This is a genomic window from Methylovorus menthalis (assembly GCF_020523625.1).
GTDB classification, from domain to species: Bacteria; Pseudomonadota; Gammaproteobacteria; order Burkholderiales; family Methylophilaceae; genus Methylovorus; species Methylovorus menthalis.
The window spans coordinates 180,950-201,338 of the sequence record NZ_JAJAQH010000006.1 but is presented as its reverse complement, the minus strand read 5'-3'; the positions used below and the strand labels follow the sequence as shown (position 1 = coordinate 201,338).

Below are 20,389 nucleotides of genomic sequence, written 5' to 3'. Positions count from 1 at the left end.
ATGCAGCACTTTTACTGCAGAACTTATAGTGGCTGCGGATGCGCCCGTTGAGCGTTGGATTGCAGCTTGTTCAAGCCATTCAAATAGGCTTTGGCCGAGGCAATCACGATATCAGTATCCGCGCCCTGACCATTGACGATACGGCCGCCCTTGGACAGGCGCACCGTGACCTCGCCCTGTGCATCCGTGCCACTGGTAATGTTGTTAACCGAGTAAAGCTGCAATTCGGAACCACTGTTGACGATGCTCTCAATGGCTTTGAATGCCGCATCTACCGGACCGCCGCCATTGGACTCTGCACGCTTTTCAATGCTATTTTCCGTCACCGTCACAATCGCATGCGGGATTTCGCCCGTCTGCGAACATACTTGGAGGTACACCAGTTTGTAGCACTCACTGGCCTCGCCCATCACGTCATCGCTGACCAAGGCATGCAGGTCTTCATCAAAAATCTCGGACTTCTTGTCTGCCAATTCCTTGAAGCGGGCAAAGGCGGCATTCAAGGCTTCTTCGCTGTCGAGCTGGATACCCAGCTCATTCAAGCGGGTGCGGAAGGCATTGCGGCCAGACAGCTTGCCCAGCGTGAGCTTGTTAGCCCCCCAACCCACATCTTCGGCACGCATGATCTCGTAAGTCTCGCGGTGCTTCAGCACGCCATCCTGGTGAATGCCGGACTCGTGGGCAAAGGCGTTGGCGCCGACCACGGCCTTGTTCGGCTGCACCGGATAACCGGTAATGGTGGATACCAGCTTGGACGTTGGCACGATCTGCGTGGTATCAATGCTGGTTTCGAGGTTGAACACATCGCGGCGCGTACGCACCGCCATCACAATTTCTTCCAGACTGGCATTGCCAGCGCGCTCGCCCAAACCGTTGATGGTGCATTCCACCTGCCGCGCGCCGCCCATGACAGCCGCCAGCGAATTCGCCACTGCCATGCCGAGGTCATTGTGGCAATGCGTAGACCAGACAACTTTTTGCGAATTGGGCACCTGCGCGATCAGCTGCTGCATGCGCTCACCCCACAAAGCGGGGATGGAATAACCCACGGTATCTGGCACATTGATGGTTTTGGCACCCGCGTCAATCACCGCGGTAAACACCTGCACCAGGAAATCCATGTCCGAACGCACGGCGTCTTCGGCGGAGAACTCCACATCGTCGGTATATTCCAGCGCCCACTTCACAGCCTGTACCGCACGTTCCAGCACTTGCTCCGGCGTCATGCGCAACTTGTTCTGCATGTGGATGGGGCTGGTGGCAATGAAGGTATGAATACGGCCCTTGGCGGCTGGCTTGATGGCCTCCCCTGCGCGACGGATGTCGTTTTCGTTGGCACGCGCCAGTGAGCAGACCGTGGATTCCTTGATGATCTCGGCAATGGCATGAATCGCATCAAAATCACCTGGGCTCGCCGCGGCAAACCCGGCTTCGATCACATTCACCCCCAGCTTTTCCAGCTGGCGGGCGATGCGGATCTTCTCTTCCTTGGTCATGGCAGCGCCCGGGCTCTGCTCGCCATCGCGCAAGGTGGTATCAAAAATGATTAACTGGTTATCTTTTATAGTATCTGACATGGTGTCGGGTCCATAAGCTTGGTGATCGCTGCCTTATGTGAAGCAGCGCATTGCATTTGCGGGTGGTAAATTCAGTTGGCAGAAGGCGACGCGGGCTGACGTTTCAGCTTGCGGTATGCCCACAAGACATACCCTGACAAGCCATACAGCAGTGAAACTGCAAACAGCACTTCAGCGGGACTGTAGGAAATCAGCACAAAGGCCAGCACGATGAGCAGAATCACCACGAAAGGCACGCTGCTGCGTAGATTGATATCCTTGCCGCTGTAAAAGCGCAGATCGCTCACCATGGAAATACCGGCAAATACGGTGATGCTCCATGCCAGCCATTTCATCTTGACCCAGCCAAAGAAAATCTCGTCTCCGGCAATGCCGTTATCAAACGAAATCCACACCAGCCCCGCCAGCAGTGCGGCCGCAGCCGGACTGGGCAAGCCTTGGAAATAGCGCTTGTCGCTTTCATCCAGCTTGGTGTTGAAGCGGGCCAGACGCAAGGCGGCACTGGCGCAATAGATAAAGGCAGCGATCCAGCCCAGCTTGCCCATGGGCTGCAAGGCCCATACATACAGCACCAGCGCCGGGGCAACGCCAAACGACACCATGTCGGAAAGGCTGTCGTACTCGGCGCCAAAGGCACTCTGGGTATTGGTCATGCGGGCAACGCGCCCGTCCAGGCCATCGAGTACCATCGCAATAAAAATGGCCACTGCGGCATGTTCAAAGCGACCACTCATCGCCTGCACGATGGCGTAAAACCCGGCAAACAGTGCCGCCGTCGTAAACAGGTTGGGTAGCAGATAGATACTGCGCTCGCGCAGGCTCTGTTCAACCAGTGGTTTGGTACGACGCAGACGAGGTTTGGCATCAGCCATTGCGAAACTTCCTGAAATTAAACTTCGGCTAGTATATCAAAGCCGCATGGATTGACTATGTTAGACTCGCGTATTGATTTCAACACGCTTAGCACCATGCAATTCACTCTGCACAAACAGGACGGCGCCGCACGTCGCGGCACCGTCAGCCTGGCCCACGGCGAGGTACAAACACCCGCATTCATGCCAGTCGGCACTTACGGCTCAGTCAAAACCCTCTCCCCGCAGGAAGTTCACGATATTGGCGCGCACATTCTGCTCGGCAATACCTTTCACTTATGGCTGCGGCCTGGCCTCGATGTCATTGAGGCTCACGGTGGCCTGCATGGTTTCATGGGCTGGGATGGCCCGATCCTTACCGACTCCGGCGGCTTTCAGGTATGGAGCCTGGGCGACCTGCGCAAGATCAGCGAAGAAGGCGTCAAGTTTCGCTCCCCCATCAATGGCGACAGCTGCTTCCTGACACCGGAAGAATCCATGCGCATTCAGCGGGTGCTCAACTCCGACATCGTGATGATTTTTGACGAATGTACGCCTTACCCTGCCACCCACGATCAAGCCATGACATCCATGCAGCTCAGCCTGCGCTGGGCACGGCGCAGCAAGGATGCTCATGCTGGCAATCCAAACGCGCTGTTCGGGATTATCCAGGGCGGCATGTATGAAGACCTGCGCGACATTTCGCTGGCGGGGCTTACCGACATTGAATTTGATGGCTACGCCATAGGCGGCTTATCGGTAGGCGAGCCCAAAGAAGACATGCTGCGCATTCTGGCACACACCACGCCGCAGATGCCGAAGGATAAACCACGCTACCTGATGGGCGTCGGCACGCCAGAGGATCTGGTCGATGCCGTGAGCCATGGCGTGGACATGTTCGACTGCGTCATGCCAACCCGCAATGCACGCAATGGCTGGCTGTTCACGCAATATGGTGACATCAAGCTCAAGAACGCACGCTACAAACTGGATACGGGCCCATTGGATGCCGACTGTAGCTGCTACACCTGCCGTCATTTCAGCCGTGCCTACCTGCATCACTTGCATCGCACCGGCGAGATTCTGGGCGCCCGCCTCAATACCCTGCACAATCTGCACTATTACCAGCAACTGATGGCGGGCATGCGCACCGCCATTGAAAATGGCACATTCACCAGTTTCGTTGAGGAGTTCAAGGCCAAACGCCAGCGGCTTAAAGCGGAAAGCGTGGCAACGGCTCTAAATTAGAAGTGACTCCAATCACATAGTAAGCCCACCACAAGATGGCCGATAAATTTAGTGAGAACACCACAAGGCGCTCTATGCTAGAATTTTTGGCTTTAGTATCAACAGTATCAATTTTATTTAAAGTAATAGAAAGGTAGCTTCCGTGTTAATCAGCTCAGCTTATGCCGCATCGGCCTCACCGGCTCCGGAATGGACCAGTTTTCTTCCTCTGGTCGTCATCTTTGTCCTGTTCTGGTTCATGCTGATTCGTCCGCAAATGAAGCAGGCCAAAGAACAGCGCCGCATGCTTGAAGCCCTGCAAAAAGGCGATGAAGTCATTACCGCTGGCGGTATCGTCGGCAAGGTCACCAAGGTAAGTGATGCTTACGTCGCGATTGAAATTGCACCTGAAGTCAGCATCAACGTACAAAAGCAAACCGTCCAGACTCTGCTGCCCAAGGGCACCATCAAGTCCATCTGAATTTAAACCAACTCGCCATTCCGTCCCATGCTCCGCACAACCACATACATTGCACCATTACCATGTATGTCCGAGCCTGAGGACGGAATGCGTTTTTTTCGAGCCGCATTATGAATCGTTACCCCTTATGGAAATACATACTCGTGCTGACCACTCTGGTGCTCGGCGTGGTGTACTCGCTACCCAATCTGTTTGGTGAATCGCCAGCAGTTCAGGTATCGACAACCAAGAGCTCCGCAAAACTCGACCCTGCATTGCTGGGCCAGGTGGAAGACATCCTGAAACAGGAAAAAATCAGCTACGAAGCGGTGTTTCTTGATACCAATGGCGTCAAGGTACGATTTGAAAATGCGGACACGCAAATCAATGCCAAGGATGTGCTGCAAGGCAAGCTGGGCAAGGACTATGTCGTTGCGCTCAACCTGATTTCGCGTTCGCCCGCCTGGCTGCGCAGCATCGGCGCCCTGCCCATGTACTTGGGTCTGGATCTGCGTGGCGGGGTTCACTTCCTGCTGCAAGTCGACATGAAAGCTGCCTTGGATAAGGCAGCCGAACGATATGTCGGGGATTTCCGTAGCGCGCTGCGCAAGGAGCGTGTCGCATATCTGGGCGTGAGCCGTGATGGACAGGCCGTACAGGTTCGTTTCAGCAGCGCTGCCGAACTGGAAAAAGCGAAAAAGATCCTGAATAAGGAATACCCAGACCTGACGTTCCGCAACATTGACAGCGGCAACGACAAACTACTGATTGCCACGCTGAACCTGCAAGCGCAAAAACGCATTCAGGAGTTTGCGCTCAAGCAGAACATTCAAACCCTGCATAACCGGGTGAACGAACTCGGTGTTGCCGAACCTATCATCCAGCAGCAAGGCCTGGATCGCATCGTGATCCAGCTGCCAGGTGTACAGGACACCGCCAAGGCCAAGGAAATTCTCGGCCGTACCGCCACGCTTGAAATCCGCATGGTGGACGAAGAAAAGAGCGACATGACCACGCTGGACAAAGCCAGCAAGGGTCAGGTGCCATTTGGTGATGAATATTATGTGGAGCGTAACGGCCAGCCTATTCTGGTCAAGAAAAACGTCGTACTGACGGGTGACTACATCACCGACGCCGGCCCTGGCCTGGATCAGCAAAACGGCGAGTCCGTTGTGCATGTGACGCTGGATGGTCGCGGCGCACGTATCTTCAAGCAAGCCACCAAGGAAAACGTTGGCAAGCGTATGGCGATTCTGCTGATTGAAAAAGGACAGGCGGAAGTCATTACCGCACCCGTCATCCGCGAAGAAATTGGCGGCGGCCGCGTGCAGATTTCCGGCATGGCCAACGTGCAGGAAGCCACCGATGTTTCGCTGCTGTTGCGCGCTGGCGCCCTGGCAGCCCCGATGGATATCATCGAAGAACGTACCGTTGGCCCAAGCATGGGTGAAGAAAACATCAAGCGCGGTTGGCACTCCACCCTGTGGGGCTTTGCTGCGATTGCCGTGTTCATGATCATCTACTACATGCTGTTTGGTAGCGTGTCGGTGCTGGCGCTGGGCGTCAACCTGCTGCTGCTGACCGCCGTCCTGTCGCTGCTGCAAGCCACGCTAACCCTGCCAGGCCTGGCGGCGATTGCGCTGACGCTGGGGATGGCGATTGATGCCAACGTGCTGATCAATGAGCGTATTCGGGAAGAGCTGCGCAATGGCAACACGCCTCAGGCGGCGATTCATGCTGGCTATGACCGTGCCTTCGATACCATTCTGGACTCCAACGTGACCACCATGATCGCCGGTCTCGCCCTGTTCATGTTCGGCTCCGGTCCGGTCAAGGGCTTTGCCGTGGTACACGTGCTGGGCATATTGACTTCCATGTTCAGCGCCGTGGTTGTCTCGCGCGCGCTGGTCAACCTGATTTACGGTTACCGCCGCAAGATCAGCAAGCTGTCCATCGGCTGATGCGACCTCACGTAAACGATTAGATACGAGTAAAGATCATGGAAATTTTCAAGATTAAAAAAGACATACCGTTTATGAGCTATGGTCGCCTGACGACCGCGATTTCGCTCATTACCTTCCTGCTGTCGGTGTTCTTCCTCGCACACCGCGGCCTGAACCTTGGCGTCGACTTCACTGGCGGCACGATGATGGAAGTCAGCTATCCGCAGGCCGCGGATATCGGAAAAATCCGCGAAGCCGTCGACAGCGTGGGCCTGAAGGATGCCACCGTCCAAAACTTCGGTACCAGCCGCGATGTACTGATCCGGCTGCCGCTGAAGCCTGAGCTTTCCATCTCCGCCTTGTCAGAGCAAGTGCTGACCGCGCTGCAAAAAGCCGACCCTAACGTAAAAATGAATCGCGTTGAATCGGTGGGCGCTCAAGTTGGACAGGAGCTTTATGAAAACGGCGCCCTGGCCTTGCTGCTGGTGTCGATTGGCATCATGGCTTATCTTGCCCTGCGCTTTGAATGGCGCTTTGCGGTCGCCGCCGTCGTCGCCAACATGCATGACGTGGTAATCATTCTGGGCTTCTTTGCCTTCTTCCAGTGGGAATTCAACCTCACTGTGCTAGCAGCCGTGTTGGCAGTATTGGGCTACTCGGTGAATGAATCGGTGGTGGTATTTGACCGCGTACGTGAAAACTTCCGCAAGATGCGTAAGGCCGGCGTGCAGGAAGTGATCAACAACGCCATCACCCGTACCATGTCGCGTACCGTGATCACCCACTTCTCGACCCAGTTGATGGTCTTATCCATGCTGTTTTTCGGTGGCGAAGTGCTGCATAACTTCTCACTGGCACTGACCATTGGCATCCTGTTCGGTATCTACTCCTCTGTACTGGTGGCCAGCCCGATTGCCATGTACCTGGGCGTATCGCGCGAGAACCTGATGACAGGTGCTGAAAAGAAGCCGGCTGGCGCCGAAGCGCAGCCTTGAACAGACTGACATCCCAAGGAGCCGCCTTTCTGGCCGCCTTGACAATAGCGCTCCATCAAAGGGAAACTAGCGTTATCGCTTAACGCCCGTTCCCCCCTTGGACACCATTCCCTTACCCATGCAGCTCGGCATTCTTGCCGTGCTGCTTTTGATTTCCGCCTTTTTCTCCATCGCTGAAACCAGCCTGATGTCGCTCAACCGCTACCGGTTGCGTCATCTGGCAAAAGGCGGTCACCGCGGCGCCCGTCTGGCCAGCCACCTGCTCAGCAAAACGGACAAGCTGCTTGGGGTCATACTGCTTGGCAACAACTTTGCCAACGCCGCTTCTGCCACCCTGGTTACCGTCATCAGCGTGCAACTGCTGGGGGAAGGCGAATGGGTACTGATGATCGGGACTCTGAGCGTCACGTTCTTCATTCTCGTGTTCGGCGAGATATCCCCTAAAGTGATTGCGGCTGCCTATCCGGAAAAACTGGCCTTCGCCGTCAGCTACATACTTTATCCCCTGCTGAAAGTCTTGTATCCCGCCGTCTGGTTTGTGAATCTGTTTGTCAGCGGCCTGTTGCGCCTGCTAGGGATACGCGTCAACTTTGCCGACCATAGCCATGCCATTTCCATGGAGGAGTTGCGCACCATCGTCAGCGATTCCGCCAACTACATTCCCAAGAAGCATCGCACCATATTGCTGAATCTGTTTGAGCTGGAAAAAATCACGGTGGATGACGTGATGACAGCACATACCCTGATCGACACCATCGACATGGATGCTCCGTTGGACGATATCCTGCAGCATATCTCCAGCAGCCATCACACCCAGCTGCCGGTCAAGCAAGGCCCTGGGGAAGAAATCATTGGCTTTATCCATGTACGCCGCGTCATTAACCAGCTTCGCGGTGGCGAACTGGATAAGGATGCCTTGCAGGAGATTATTGCCGAACCCTACTTTGTACCCTCAGGCACCCCGCTCTATACCCAAATGCAGCAGTTTCAGGAGCAGCAGCAACGCATGGGGCTGGTGGTTGACGAATACGGTGAACTGAAAGGCCTGGTCACGCTCGAAGACATACTGGAAGAGATCATTGGCGACTTCACTACCCAGTCGCCACTGCGTACCAGCAAGTATATACACGAAGAAGATGGCAGCTGGCTGGTGGATGGTTCCAGCAGCCTGCGCGATCTAAATCGCAAACTGGGCTTGAATTTACCGCTGGATGGCCCCAAAACATTAAATGGATTGGTACTTGAGCATTTTGAGGATATTCCGGAGCCGAGCACCAGCTTCAAGATTGGCACGCATGCCTTGGAAATCGTGCAAACCCATGATCGTATCGTCAAGAGCGTCCGCATTTACCCCTAGCACCCAAGCTTGCTTTATCCTTGGGAGGCTAAGGCGGGCGCGAAATTTGCATTCATATCATCAATCAGTCGAACTGGCCGGATTACCCACACTTAATTCAGGCTTGAATTATTTCTGATTCGGCTCAAAATAGGCACCACTATGGCAAGTACGAAGCATCAAGAGGGAAGCGTCACAGAAAAGCAAACGGCTCGGCCCAAACCACCGTCCATGTATAAAGTGATTCTGTTGAACGACGATTACACCCCCATGGAATTTGTTGTAGAAGTGATTCAGCGTTTTTTTAACAAAAGCCGTGAACAGGCGACGCAAATCATGCTCAAAGTTCATACGGAAGGCGCAGGCATCTGTGGCGTTTATCCGCACGACATCGCCGAAACCAAAGTAAATCAGGTATTGGGCTATGCCCGTGAATATCAACATCCGCTGCAATGCGCAATGGAAGAAGTCTGAGGAAGTGCAAAATGATCGCCCAGGAACTTGAAGTCTCACTACATATGGCCTTTATGGACGCAAGGCAGAAACGCCATGAGCTAATCACGGTGGAGCACCTGCTGCTGGCCATGATAGACAATCCGACAGCGGCGGATGTGCTGCGCTCCTGCGGTGCCAACCTCGACACTTTGCGTTCCGAACTGGTGCACTACATTGAGGAACACACCCCCATTGTAGAAGGCTCGGATGAAGTCGATACCCAGCCCACACTCGGCTTCCAGCGCGTTATCCAGCGTGCCATTCTGCACGTGCAGTCGTCTGGCAAGAAAGAAGTCACTGGCGCTAACGTGCTGGTCGCCATCTACGGCGAAAAGGACTCGCACGCTGTTTTCTTCCTGCACCAGCAAGGCATTACCCGCTTGGATGTGGTGAATTTCATCGCCCATGGCGTTGCCAAGGTAACGGACAACACCAGCAAGCGCGCAGAAACCGAGCAGGAAGCTGAGGCCGAAGCCGCACCTGGCAGCGCGCTGGAAAGCTTTACGCTCAACCTCAACCAGCAAGTGCTGGCAGGCAAGATCGACCCCCTGATCGGTCGCGCCAATGAAATCGAACGCGTAATTCAAACCTTGTGCCGTCGTCGCAAAAACAATCCCCTGCTGGTTGGCGAAGCCGGTGTAGGCAAGACCGCTATTGCCGAAGGCCTCGCCCGCCGCATTGTCGAAGGCAATGTGCCTGAGGTACTGGCCAACGCTGTTATCTACTCACTCGACATGGGCGCTCTGCTGGCCGGCACCAAGTATCGTGGCGATTTTGAGCAACGCCTTAAAGCCGTGATGAAAAAACTGGCCGAACAACCTGATGCTGTCCTGTTCATTGATGAAATTCACACCCTGATTGGCGCAGGTGCTGCCAGTGGCGGCACCCTGGATGCGTCCAACCTGCTGAAGCCTGCGCTCTCCAATGGCTCGCTCAAATGCATAGGTGCGACCACCTATCAGGAATATCGCGGGATTTTTGAGAAAGATCACGCGCTTTCACGCCGCTTCCAGAAAGTGGATGTGGTTGAGCCAACCGTGGCCGAAACCGTGGAAATCCTCAAGGGTCTGAAGTCCCGCTTTGAGCAGCATCACAGTGTGAAATACACCATGGCTGCCTTGAGCACCGCAGCTGAACTCGCCGCCAAGTACATCAATGATCGCCATCTGCCGGACAAGGCCATTGATGTGATTGATGAAGCCGGTGCTGCACAGCGCATCCTGCCCAAATCCAAGCAGAAGAAAGTCATTGGCAATAAGGAAATTGAAGACATTATTGCCAAGGTGGCGCGCATTCCGCCCAAGAACATCTCCAGCGATGACCGCAATGCGCTCAAAACGCTGGAACGCGACCTCAAGGCGACCGTTTTTGGTCAGGACAAGGCAATCGAGGCATTGTCTGCTGCCATCAAGATGGCACGCAGCGGCTTGGGCAGTACCAACAAGCCTATCGGTTCTTTCCTGTTCTCCGGCCCCACCGGCGTCGGCAAAACCGAAGTGGCACGCCAGCTTGCCTATACGCTGGGCATAGAGCTGATTCGCTTTGACATGTCCGAATACATGGAACGTCATGCGGTATCGCGCCTGATTGGTGCGCCTCCTGGCTATGTGGGCTTTGAGCAGGGTGGGCTCATGACCGAGGCCATCAACAAGCATCCGTATTGCGTACTACTGCTCGATGAAATTGAAAAAGCCCATCCGGATATTTTCAATATCCTGCTGCAGGTGATGGACCATGGCACCTTGACCGACAACAATGGTCGCAAGGCAGATTTCCGCAATGTCACCATCATCATGACGACCAATGCCGGAGCAGAAGCCATTTCCAAGACTGGTATCGGCTTTACGCTGGGCAAGACAGCGGGTGATGATCTGGCCGAAATCAAGCGCCTGTTCAGCCCCGAGTTCCGCAATCGTCTGGATGCCACGGTATCGTTTGCGCCACTGTCGCAGGAAATCATCATGCGCGTGGTCGACAAGTTCCTCATGCAACTGGAAGATCAGCTGCACGAGAAGAAGGTCGAAGTTACCTTTACCGATGCACTCAAGGCTTATCTCGGCAAGAAGGGCTTCGATCCACTGATGGGTGCACGTCCGATGGCGCGTTTGATTCAAGACACCATACGCCGAGGTCTGGCCGACGAGTTGCTGTTTGGTCGCCTGGCCAATGGTGGTCGCGTCGAAGTGGACATCGACGAGAACGATGTCATCCAACTGCATTTTGAGGATGGGGATACAAACAATAGCCCCGCTCTGGAAACGCATACGGCAGACTAGTCTAGACCGCACTAAAAAGCCCCCGCTCCGTGACTGGACGGGGGCTTTGTTTTTATATCGGCCGCGTTTTATAGGGGCGGAAGCCCCGTATCAACTAAACAAGCTCAGCCTGGCTCCTGCCAAGTGGGATATTTTTCCATAACCGACTCAAATAGCGGGCTCTGAATCCGCTGCGCCAGCCACGTCCTCAAACGCAGATAGGGAGCCGCTGCAAACCAGTCCGGCTCCACCATGGAAAACTGTCGCACAAATGGAAAAATGGCGATATCGGCATACGCAGGGCCAGCCCGAAACAGGCAAGGTTGCTTGAGCAAGGCTGACTCCAGCAACTGCAGGAAGCGCTCGCCATCAGCACGGTAAGCGCTCTGCGACTGCTCTGGATAACGATCAGGATATTTGTATCGATCCAGCGCTGGCTTGAACGCCTCGTCGTTCTGCTTTACCAGCGCATGCATGGCGATATCCGTCGCCGCACTCTCGCCCAGCCATCGTTCCGGGTCGCGCTGCGCCAGCGCCCACTGCATGATATCCAGGCTTTGATCAACAACCCGCCCATCAGGCAACGCCAGGACTGGCACTGTCGCCTTGGGAGATATCTGTCGGAGATGTTGCGGCTTGTCGCGCAGGGAAATTTCACGAATTTCAACGTCAATGCCCGCATAACGCAAGGCCATACGGGCACGCATGGCATAAGGGCAGCGACGATAGGAATACAGAACTGGCAGCAGCATCACTCGTCAACAGGCGGCGTACAGGTACTGACGCCGAACAAGGCATAGGCCGGACACCAGCGGAGTATGCCAGTAATGAGGTAGGCAATGCCCAGCAGGCCAAGCCAGCGCCACGGCGAGTCTATCCAGAACATGGCACCCAGCAATGCTGCACCGGACAATATTCGCATCACGCTATCATTTGAGCCTACATTTTTGCGCATGACCTACTCCCCATATTAACCGATCGCGGTGCATGCCTCCTTGACCAGCGCTGGACCGCGATAGACCAGTCCACTGTAGAGTTGAACCAGGCTGGCACCCGCCTCGATTTTTTCGCGGGCATCTTCCCCCGACAAAATACCGCCGACGCCGATGACAGGCAATGCGCCTGCCAGCTGCGTCGCCAATGCATGAATAACCCGCGTGGAAAGGTTGCGCACGGGAGCACCGGACAAGCCGCCCGTCTCGCTGGCATGTGGCAGCCCCTCAACCGCCGTACGCGACAAGGTCGTATTGGTGGCAATCACCGCATCCATCTGATGCTGCATCAGCAAGCGGGCAATTTCGATGATTTGCTCATCCTGAAGATCCGGTGCAATTTTCAGGGCAACCGGCACATAGCGGCCATGCTGGTCTGCCAGCACTTGCTGCTCACGCTTCAAGGCAGCCAGCAAATGCGACAGGGCTTCTTTTTCCTGCAGTTGACGCAGATTCTTGGTATTGGGTGAAGAAATATTCACCGTGATATAACTGGCGTGAGCGTAGACTTTACTCATGCAAATCAGATAATCATCCACCGCCCGCTCATTCGGGGTATCAAAATTCTTGCCGATATTGATGCCAAGAATGCCGCGATATTGCGCTTTTTGCACATTTTCCAGCAGCTGATCCACGCCATGGTTATTGAAACCAAAGCGGTTAATAATCGCGTTAGCCGCAGGCAGACGGAACATGCGGGGTTTGGGGTTACCAGGCTGCGCACGTGGCGTTACCGTACCCACTTCAATAAAGCCAAAGCCCAGTCGGGCCAAGCCATCAATGCATGCGCCGTTTTTATCCAGGCCCGCAGCCAGCCCAACCGGATTGGGGAAATCAAGCCCCATGACACGTCGTGAAGTAGCGGGCAACGCGCCCTGCCCCAATATGCGATTTACGCCATAGCGCTCGCCAGTGCGCAGCGCTTGCAAAGTGAGGTCATGGGCACGCTCGGCATCCAGCGTGAATAGCAGGGGTTTAGCCAGGGAATAGAGATTCATGGCGCAATTCTACTGCAAAACCCTAAAGATTCCGGAGGAAATATATGCGCAAATATCCGCTGAAAAACCCAGACAACTCTCCTTATTCGCCGCTACGCAGAGATAGCAGAAAGGCCCCGCAGGGCCTTTGTACGCATGCAACGAAAGTACTGCAACGAGCAGGTCTCAGCACTCCAGTACAGTGATCTGTTCTGACAGGCGAATCATACGCTCCACCGGCGTCACCCAGACAATGCCGTCACCCACCTGTCCGGTATGCCCGACTTCCACCAATATTTGCAGCACGCCCTCGACCAGCTCATCGGGGGTGACAAGCTCAATGCGTACTTTGGGGCTGTAGTCTGTCAACTCTTCCCTTATCCCGCCTGAAGGTTTGGCGAGAAAGTGGCCGCAACCTTCCACCTTGCTCACCGTCATGCCAGGAAAGCCCTTGATGTTACGCAAGGCTGATCGTATTTTCGGCAACCGGTTCGGTTGCACTACCGCTTTAATCTCTTTCATCCCTAACCTCTTTGTCTGGTCACGCCCGAACACGCTCAGGCTTCTATTTTTTTCTCTTCAAATTTACGATACAGCGTAGGTACCACCACCAGCGTCAGCAAGGTAGAGGTGATCAGGCCGCCGATCACCACAATCGCCAGCGGCCGCTGAATCTCGGAACCCGGACCGGTTGCAAACAGGAATGGCACCAGGCCTAGCATGGCGACCGTTGCCGTCATCATCACCGGACGGAAACGCTGCTTGCAGCCCTGCATAATGGCTTCCATCTGCGGCAAGCCTTCGTCGCGCAGGCTGCGGATATAGGAAACCAGCACCACACCATTCAGCACGGCGATGCCCCACAGCGCAATAAACCCGACTGACGCTGGCACCGACAAATATTCACCCGTGACAAATAAAGCAATAATCCCGCCTATCGACGCAAATGGTAGCACCATGATAATCATGGTGGCGTAGCGCAGTGAGTTGAATAACAAAAATAGCAGGAAGAAGATGGCGCCGATGGTAACCGGGATAATCACCATCAAATGGCTCATGGCGCGCTGCATGTTCTGGAACTGGCCACCGTATTCGATATAGTAGCCATCGGGCAGCTTGAGCTGCTTGTCCAGCGTCTTCTGCAATTCCGCCACAAAGCCGCCCAGATCCCTATCCTTCACGTTCACGCCAACCACAATGCGGCGCTTGGCCAGCTCGCGGCTGATCTGCGCCGGGCCGTCACGCACCTCGATATGGGCAAGATCACGCAACGCCACGCGTGAACCATTGGGTGAGGTGATCAGGATATTGCCGATGGCGTCGATATTGTCACGGAAGCTTTCAGGAAAACGTACCGCGGCACTGAAACGACGCTGACCTTCGTATATTTCCGTGGCCACCTTGCCGCCAATCGCGGTTTCGATCACATCATGAATATCCGACGCATTAATGCCATGCCGGGCAATCGCCTGCCGATCAATGCGAATATTCAGATACTGCTGGCCGGAGACTTTCTCCACCTTGATTTCGGTGGCCCCGCGCACGCTGGAGGCAATCCGGGATATTTCATCTGCCTTGGCTTTCAACACCACCATGTCTTCGCCAAAGATTTTGACGGCAACATCGGCGCGTACGCCAGTCAGCAACTCGTCCACACGGTCCGAGATCGGCTGCGCCATGATGATCTGCACACCTGGCAGGTATTCGGCCAACACGCTGCGCATCTTCTCGGCAATATCATCCTGGGTCCAGCCTTCCGGCCATTCGCTACGCGGTAGCAGGCTGATGATAGGCGTAGACTCATTCTGCGCCTGCGGATCCGCCGGGCTCTCGCCACGCCCCACGCCGGATACCGCCGATTTCACGCCGGGTACTTTTTCCATGATCAGGCGCATGGCATCGCTTTCCATCTTGATGGATTCTTCCAGCGAGATATTCGGCACGCGGTTAATACCCGGCACAATCGAGCCTTCCTTCATCTCAGGAATAAACGAGTTGCCCAGTAGCGGCACAATCGCCAGGGTGCCAATAAACACCAGCACTGCCAGCATGATGGTTTTCTTCTCATTGGACAGCGCCCAACTCAGCATGCTGACATAGGGGCGCTTGATCATCTGAATCATCTTGGTATCTTCGCCACTACCGCCCTTGAGGATGAACGAACACATGGCAGGCGTAAGCGTCAGTGACAGCACCAGCGACACAAACAGCGCGATCGCAATCGTGTAGGCCAGTGGCGCAAACATCTTGCCTTCCATGCCTTGCAGGGTCATCAAGGGCAGGAATACCAGGATGATGATGCCCACGCCAAACAGCACCGGAGTTGCGACTTCCGCCGCGGCCTCGAATACCACCCGGATCTTGCTTTCATCCTTGCGGTGGCCCAGATGGTGGAAGGTGTTTTCCACCACCACCACCGAACCATCAACCATCAAACCAATGGCGATGGCCAAGCCCCCCAGTGACATCAGGTTGGCCGAAATACCGTAGTAATTCATCGCCATGAAGGTTATGAGCGGCGTCAGGATCAGCGTACCCACCACAATCAGGCTGGAGCGCACATCCCCCAGAAACAGGAACAACACGATAATCACCAGGAAAATACCTTCGATCAGCACCTTGGTGACCGTGTGCAGCGCCGCATCCACCAGCTCGCTACGATCGTAATACGGCATGATCTGCAAACCACCCGGCAGCATGCCTTTTTCGTTGATTTCCTTGACGCGTGCCTTGATGCGGCTGACCACTTCTTTGGCGTTACCACCGCGCATCATCATCACGACACCGCCCACAGATTCGGTATCGCCATTTTTAAGAATGGCGCCGACCCGCACTTCGTAGCCCAGCTTAACCTCGGCCACATCGCGCATATAGACCGGCGTGCCGTTCTGCTCTTTCAGAATAATGTTGCGTATGTCATCCAGATTCTGGATCAGGCTGATGCCACGGATAAGGTATTGCTCGGCGTAATGCGGCAGAACGCCGCCGCCACTATTAGCGTTATTGCGCGAAAGTGCCTGATACACATCGTGCAGCTTCACACCGTAGTGATTCATGCGGTCCGGGTTCACAAGCGCCTGGTATTGCTTGACGTAACCGCCTTGCGAGTTGATTTCTGCCACGCCGGGAATACCGCGCAGCAACGGCCGCACTACCCAATCCTGCACCGCGCGGCGCTCGGTAAGCTCGTTCACCGAGAGCTCTTTTTTACCATCGGTGGGTTTATCCAACGTGTACTGATACACCTCGCCCAAGCCAGTAGAAACCGGCCCCAGCACCGGCGTCACGCCTTCCGGCATGCGGTCCATCACCTCCATCAGCCGCTCCATCACCAGCTGGCGTGAGAAATAGACATCGGTATCGTCGGTAAACACCAAGGTGATCAGCGACAGGGCATTCTTGTTGAGGGAGCGCATTTCTGTCAGGCCAGGCAGGCCGGTCATGGCGATTTCGAGCGGTACGGTGATAAAGCGCTCGACTTCCTCCGGTGATCGCCCCGTGGCCTGGGTGGCAATCAGCACCTGCACATTGGTCACATCCGGGAAGGCATCCACCGACAGTTTTTTTACGGCAAACAAGCCGGCAATCAGGAGAGCCACAGCGATAACAACCACGACAATACGCTGCCGCAAGGCACCACGGATGAGAGATTCGATCAAAACTTACCTCATGATTCATGCAGCGGATTAAGCACGGCAACATGCATGCTTCATCCCCCTGCGAGTTGATGTGCCCCAAAGAGTACAGGATAAGCCATCGGCTTAGCAATCATCATGCGGCAGACATGCAAAAGGCCCACAATGGGGCCTTTTGCATGGTGTTACACAGGCAAACGCTTACTCAGCAATCATGGACAATGATCTTTTCCGAGAGGCGTATCATGCGCTCAACCGGGGTCACCCAGACGATACCATCGCCATGCTGACCGGTATGCCCCACTTCCACCAGCACCTGCAGGATACCCTCGACCAGCTCATCCGGTGCCACCAGCTCAATGCGTACCTTGGGACTGTAATCGGTCAGCTCTTCGCGCACATTGTGCGTATTGGACAGATGGTGACCACAACCATCTGCCTTGCTGACTGTCATGCCAGGAAAACCCTTGATATTGCGCAGGGCGGAGCGGATCTTGGGCAACCTGTGCGGCTGCACTACGGCTTTAATCTCTTTCATGGTTCACTCCTCATGCTTCAACACGGGGTTCTTCAAACCAGCGATACAGCGTTGGCAATACCACCAGGGTCAACACGGTGGAGGTAATCAAACCGCCGATCACCACAATTGCCAGCGGCCGCTGGACTTCCGAGCCAGGCCCGGTGGCAAACAGGAAAGGCACCAAACCCAGCATGGCGACCGTGGCGGTCATCATGACCGGACGGAACCGCTGGGCGCAGCCCTGTTTGATGGCTTCCAGCTGTGATTTTCCCTCATCACGCAAACTGCGTATGTAGGACACCAGCACCACACCATTCAGAACGGCGATACCCCACAGGGCGATAAAACCCACCGAGGCAGGTACCGACAGGTATTCGCCCGTCACAAACAGGGCAATCACCCCACCGATGGAGGCAAATGGCAGGACCAGAATAATCAGCGTGGCAAACCGTACCGATTTGAACAACAGGAACAGCAGGAAGAAAATCGCCCCGATGGTGATGGGAATAATCACCATCAGATGGCTCATCGCCCGCTCCATGTTCTGGAACTGACCGCCCCAGACAATGTAATAGCCTTCGGGCAACTTGATTTTGGCTTCCACCTTTTGCTGCAACTCGGCGACAAAGCCACCCAGGTCACGGTCTTTCACGTTAACGCCCACTACAATACGACGCTTGGCAGACTCACGGGCAATCTGGGTCGGGCCATCACGCACGGTAATATCGGCCAGATCTTTCAGCGCCACGCGCGAACCGTTGGCCGAGGTGACCATGATGTGATTGATGGCATCCACATTGTTCCGGAAGGACTCGGGGAAACGCACCGCCGCTTCAAACCGGCGCTCGCCCTCAAACACTTCGGTAGCTACCTTGCCGCCAATCGCAGTTTCAATCACATCGTGGATATCCGCCACATTGATGCCGTGACGGGCAATCGCCTCTCGGTCAATATCAATGGTCAGGTATTGCTGGCCGGTCATCTTCTCCACCCGCATATCCTGCGCGCCGGGGATCGTGCCAGCAATGCGGGCGATTTCATCCGCCTTGGCCTTGAGCACGCCGATATCCGAACCAAACACCTTGACCGCCACATCGGAACGCACGCCCGTGACCAGCTCGGCCACCCGCGCAGCAATCGGCTGCGACATCACGACCTGTATGCCAGGGATGTGCTTGATCTTGTCACGAATGGCATCGGCAATGCTGTCCTGATTCCAGCCTTCGGGCCATTCGTCGCGAGGCTTGAGGCTGACAATCGGTGTGGATTCATTCTGCCCCTGCGGGTCTGCGGGGCTCTCACCACGACCAACACCAGACACCACGCCACGCACTCCATCCACTTTGGCAATGCTCGCCAATGCCTCCTGCTCGAGCTTCAGGGACTCTTCCAGCGAAATGTTAGGGGTACGAATAATGCTGGGCACTATCGAGCCTTCCTTCATTTCCGGAATGAACGCCGTACCCAGCAGCGGGAACAACATCAGCGTGCCAACAAAGACCGCGCCAGCAATCGCCACGGTTTTCTTTGGATTCCCGACCGAGGCATCGAGCAGGCGCAGATAAGGCCGCTTCATGGCCTGGATCATGCGCGTATCTTCCCCACTGCCGCCCTTGAGGATGAACGAGCACATGGCAGGTGTCAGCGTCAGCGACAATACCAGCGACACAAACAGCGCGATCGCAATCGTGTAGGCCAGTGGCGCAAACATCTTGCCTTCCATGCCTTGCAGGGTCATCAAGGGCAGGAATACCAGGATGATGATGCCCACGCCAAACAGCACCGGAGTTGCGACTTCCGCCGCGGCCTCGAATACCACCCGGATCTTGCTTTCATCCTTGCGGTGGCCCAGATGGTGGAAGGTGTTTTCCACCACCACCACCGAACCATCAACCATCAAACCAATGGCGATGGCCAAGCCCCCCAGTGACATCAGGTTGGCCGAAATACCGTAGTAATTCATCGCCATGAAGGTTATGAGCGGCGTCAGGATCAGCGTACCCACCACAATCAGGCTGGAGCGCACATCCCCCAGAAACAGGAACAACACGATAATCACCAGGAAAATACCTTCGATCAGCACCTTCGTTACCGTGCTTAAGGCGGCATCCACCAGCTCACTGCGGTCATAAAAAGGCACAATCTGCAAACCACCCGGCAGCATGCCTTTTTCGTTGATTTCCTTGACGCGCTCCTTGATGCGGCTGACCACTTCCTTGGCGTTACCGCCACGCATCATCATCACGATACCGCCCACGGACTCGGTATCGCCGTTCTTCAACAGCGCGCCTACCCGAACTTCATGCCCAAGCTGCACTTCGGCGACGTCGCGCATGTAGACCGGCGTACCGTTCTGCTCCTTGATCACGATACGGCGGATGTCTTCCAGGCTTTTCACCAGGCCCACACCGCGGATCAGATACTGCTCGGCGTAATGCGGCAGAATACCGCCGCCGCTATTGGCATTATTGCGCGCCAGCGCCTGATACACATCGTGCAGCTTCACGCCGTAGTGATTCATACGGTCTGGGTTCACCAGCGCCTGGTATTGCTTGACGTAACCGCCTTGCGAATTGATTTCTGCCACGCCGGGAATACCGCGCAGCAACGGTCGCACCACCCAGTCCTGCACGGCACGACGCTCCATCAACTCGGAAACGGAAAGCTCCTGCTTGCCATCCGCGGGTTTATCCAGCGTGTACTGGTATACCTCGCCAAGACCAGTAGAAACCGGGCCCAATACCGGCGTCACACCTTCCGGCATGCGCTCCATCACCTCCATCAAGCGTTCCATGACCAGCTGTCGCGAGAAGAAAACGTCGGTGTCATCGGTAAACACCAGGGTGATCAGCGACAAACCGTTCTTGTTGAGGGAGCGCATTTCGGTGAGGCCGGGCAAGCCGGTCATCGACATTTCCAGCGGCACGGTAATGAAGCGCTCGACTTCTTCTGGCGAACGGCCTGTGGCCTGGGTGGCGATTTGCACCTGGACGTTAGTCACATCGGGGAAAGCATCCACCGACAGTTTATTCACTGCAAAAAGACCAGCCACCATCATGGCGAGGGCGAGCACCACCACCACGATGCGCTGTTGCAGCGCAGAGCGTATTAACGACTCAATCATGG

Annotated in this window: 16 protein-coding genes; 7 read left to right on the top strand and 9 right to left on the bottom strand. The window is 55.4% G+C overall.

The genetic code is table 11. The features are described 5' to 3' along the window. Positions 1 to 23 precede the first annotated feature (23 nt). Positions 24 to 1,577 carry a 2-isopropylmalate synthase gene (locus LG204_RS06770; protein WP_230336553.1) on the bottom strand — a complete coding sequence of 518 codons (1,554 nt, stop codon included), beginning with the start codon at positions 1,575 to 1,577 and terminating at the stop codon, positions 24 to 26. Between the two features lie 71 nt (positions 1,578 to 1,648). Then, the gene (gene pssA, locus LG204_RS06765; protein ID WP_230336552.1) at positions 1,649 to 2,449 is read right to left on the bottom strand and encodes a CDP-diacylglycerol--serine O-phosphatidyltransferase; all 801 of its coding nucleotides are present in this window, start codon (positions 2,447 to 2,449) and stop codon (positions 1,649 to 1,651) included. A gap of 96 nt (positions 2,450 to 2,545) precedes the next feature. Between pssA and tgt the strand changes: the two genes are divergently transcribed. The 7 genes from tgt to clpA all read left to right on the top strand — a co-directional run bounded on the left by tgt (position 2,546) and on the right by clpA (position 11,160). Next, the gene (gene tgt, locus LG204_RS06760; RefSeq protein WP_230337857.1) at positions 2,546 to 3,676 is read left to right on the top strand and encodes a tRNA guanosine(34) transglycosylase Tgt; all 1,131 of its coding nucleotides are present in this window, start codon (positions 2,546 to 2,548) and stop codon (positions 3,674 to 3,676) included. 142 nt (positions 3,677 to 3,818) lie between these two features. Beyond that, on the top strand, positions 3,819 to 4,136 hold the full coding sequence (gene yajC / locus LG204_RS06755; protein WP_230336551.1) for a preprotein translocase subunit YajC: 318 nt from the start codon (positions 3,819 to 3,821) through the stop codon (positions 4,134 to 4,136). 110 nt (positions 4,137 to 4,246) lie between these two features. After that, the gene (gene secD, locus LG204_RS06750) at positions 4,247 to 6,076 is read left to right on the top strand and encodes a protein translocase subunit SecD (RefSeq protein WP_230336550.1); all 1,830 of its coding nucleotides are present in this window, start codon (positions 4,247 to 4,249) and stop codon (positions 6,074 to 6,076) included. 38 nt (positions 6,077 to 6,114) lie between these two features. Then, the gene (gene secF, locus LG204_RS06745) at positions 6,115 to 7,053 is read left to right on the top strand and encodes a protein translocase subunit SecF (protein ID WP_230336549.1); all 939 of its coding nucleotides are present in this window, start codon (positions 6,115 to 6,117) and stop codon (positions 7,051 to 7,053) included. Positions 7,054 to 7,171: 118 nt separating this feature from the next. After that, complete coding sequence (locus LG204_RS06740; RefSeq protein ID WP_230337856.1) at positions 7,172 to 8,410, top strand: HlyC/CorC family transporter; 1,239 nt, start codon at positions 7,172 to 7,174, stop codon at positions 8,408 to 8,410. Positions 8,411 to 8,551: 141 nt separating this feature from the next. Continuing rightward, the gene (clpS, locus tag LG204_RS06735; RefSeq protein WP_230336548.1) at positions 8,552 to 8,863 is read left to right on the top strand and encodes an ATP-dependent Clp protease adapter ClpS; all 312 of its coding nucleotides are present in this window, start codon (positions 8,552 to 8,554) and stop codon (positions 8,861 to 8,863) included. A gap of 11 nt (positions 8,864 to 8,874) precedes the next feature. Beyond that, a complete protein-coding gene (gene clpA / locus LG204_RS06730) occupies positions 8,875 to 11,160 on the top strand; it encodes an ATP-dependent Clp protease ATP-binding subunit ClpA (protein ID WP_230336547.1) in 2,286 nt (761 codons plus the stop codon). Between the two features lie 104 nt (positions 11,161 to 11,264). Here clpA and LG204_RS06725 read toward each other — a convergent pair whose 3' ends face one another. The 7 genes from LG204_RS06725 to LG204_RS06695 all read right to left on the bottom strand — a co-directional run bounded on the left by LG204_RS06725 (position 11,265) and on the right by LG204_RS06695 (position 20,387). Next, entirely contained in the window at positions 11,265 to 11,891 is a 627-nt protein-coding gene (locus LG204_RS06725; protein WP_230336546.1) for a glutathione S-transferase, read from the bottom strand. Continuing rightward, positions 11,891 to 12,094: a YgaP family membrane protein gene (locus LG204_RS06720; protein WP_230336545.1), complete on the bottom strand. Its 204-nt coding sequence runs from the start codon at positions 12,092 to 12,094 to the stop codon at positions 11,891 to 11,893. Before LG204_RS06720 ends, LG204_RS06725 begins: the two co-directional genes overlap by 1 nt. 15 nt (positions 12,095 to 12,109) lie before the next feature. Then, the gene (locus LG204_RS06715; protein WP_230336544.1) at positions 12,110 to 13,129 is read right to left on the bottom strand and encodes a quinone-dependent dihydroorotate dehydrogenase; all 1,020 of its coding nucleotides are present in this window, start codon (positions 13,127 to 13,129) and stop codon (positions 12,110 to 12,112) included. 165 nt (positions 13,130 to 13,294) lie between these two features. Beyond that, on the bottom strand, positions 13,295 to 13,630 hold the full coding sequence (locus LG204_RS06710; protein ID WP_230336543.1) for a P-II family nitrogen regulator: 336 nt from the start codon (positions 13,628 to 13,630) through the stop codon (positions 13,295 to 13,297). Between the two features lie 35 nt (positions 13,631 to 13,665). Beyond that, a complete protein-coding gene (locus tag LG204_RS06705; protein ID WP_230336542.1) occupies positions 13,666 to 16,767 on the bottom strand; it encodes an efflux RND transporter permease subunit in 3,102 nt (1,033 codons plus the stop codon). A 181-nt stretch (positions 16,768 to 16,948) separates the two neighbouring features. After that, positions 16,949 to 17,281 carry a P-II family nitrogen regulator gene (locus tag LG204_RS06700; protein WP_013442967.1) on the bottom strand — a complete coding sequence of 111 codons (333 nt, stop codon included), beginning with the start codon at positions 17,279 to 17,281 and terminating at the stop codon, positions 16,949 to 16,951. 10 nt (positions 17,282 to 17,291) lie between these two features. Beyond that, on the bottom strand, positions 17,292 to 20,387 hold the full coding sequence (locus LG204_RS06695; RefSeq protein ID WP_230336541.1) for an efflux RND transporter permease subunit: 3,096 nt from the start codon (positions 20,385 to 20,387) through the stop codon (positions 17,292 to 17,294). Positions 20,388 to 20,389 lie beyond the last annotated feature (2 nt).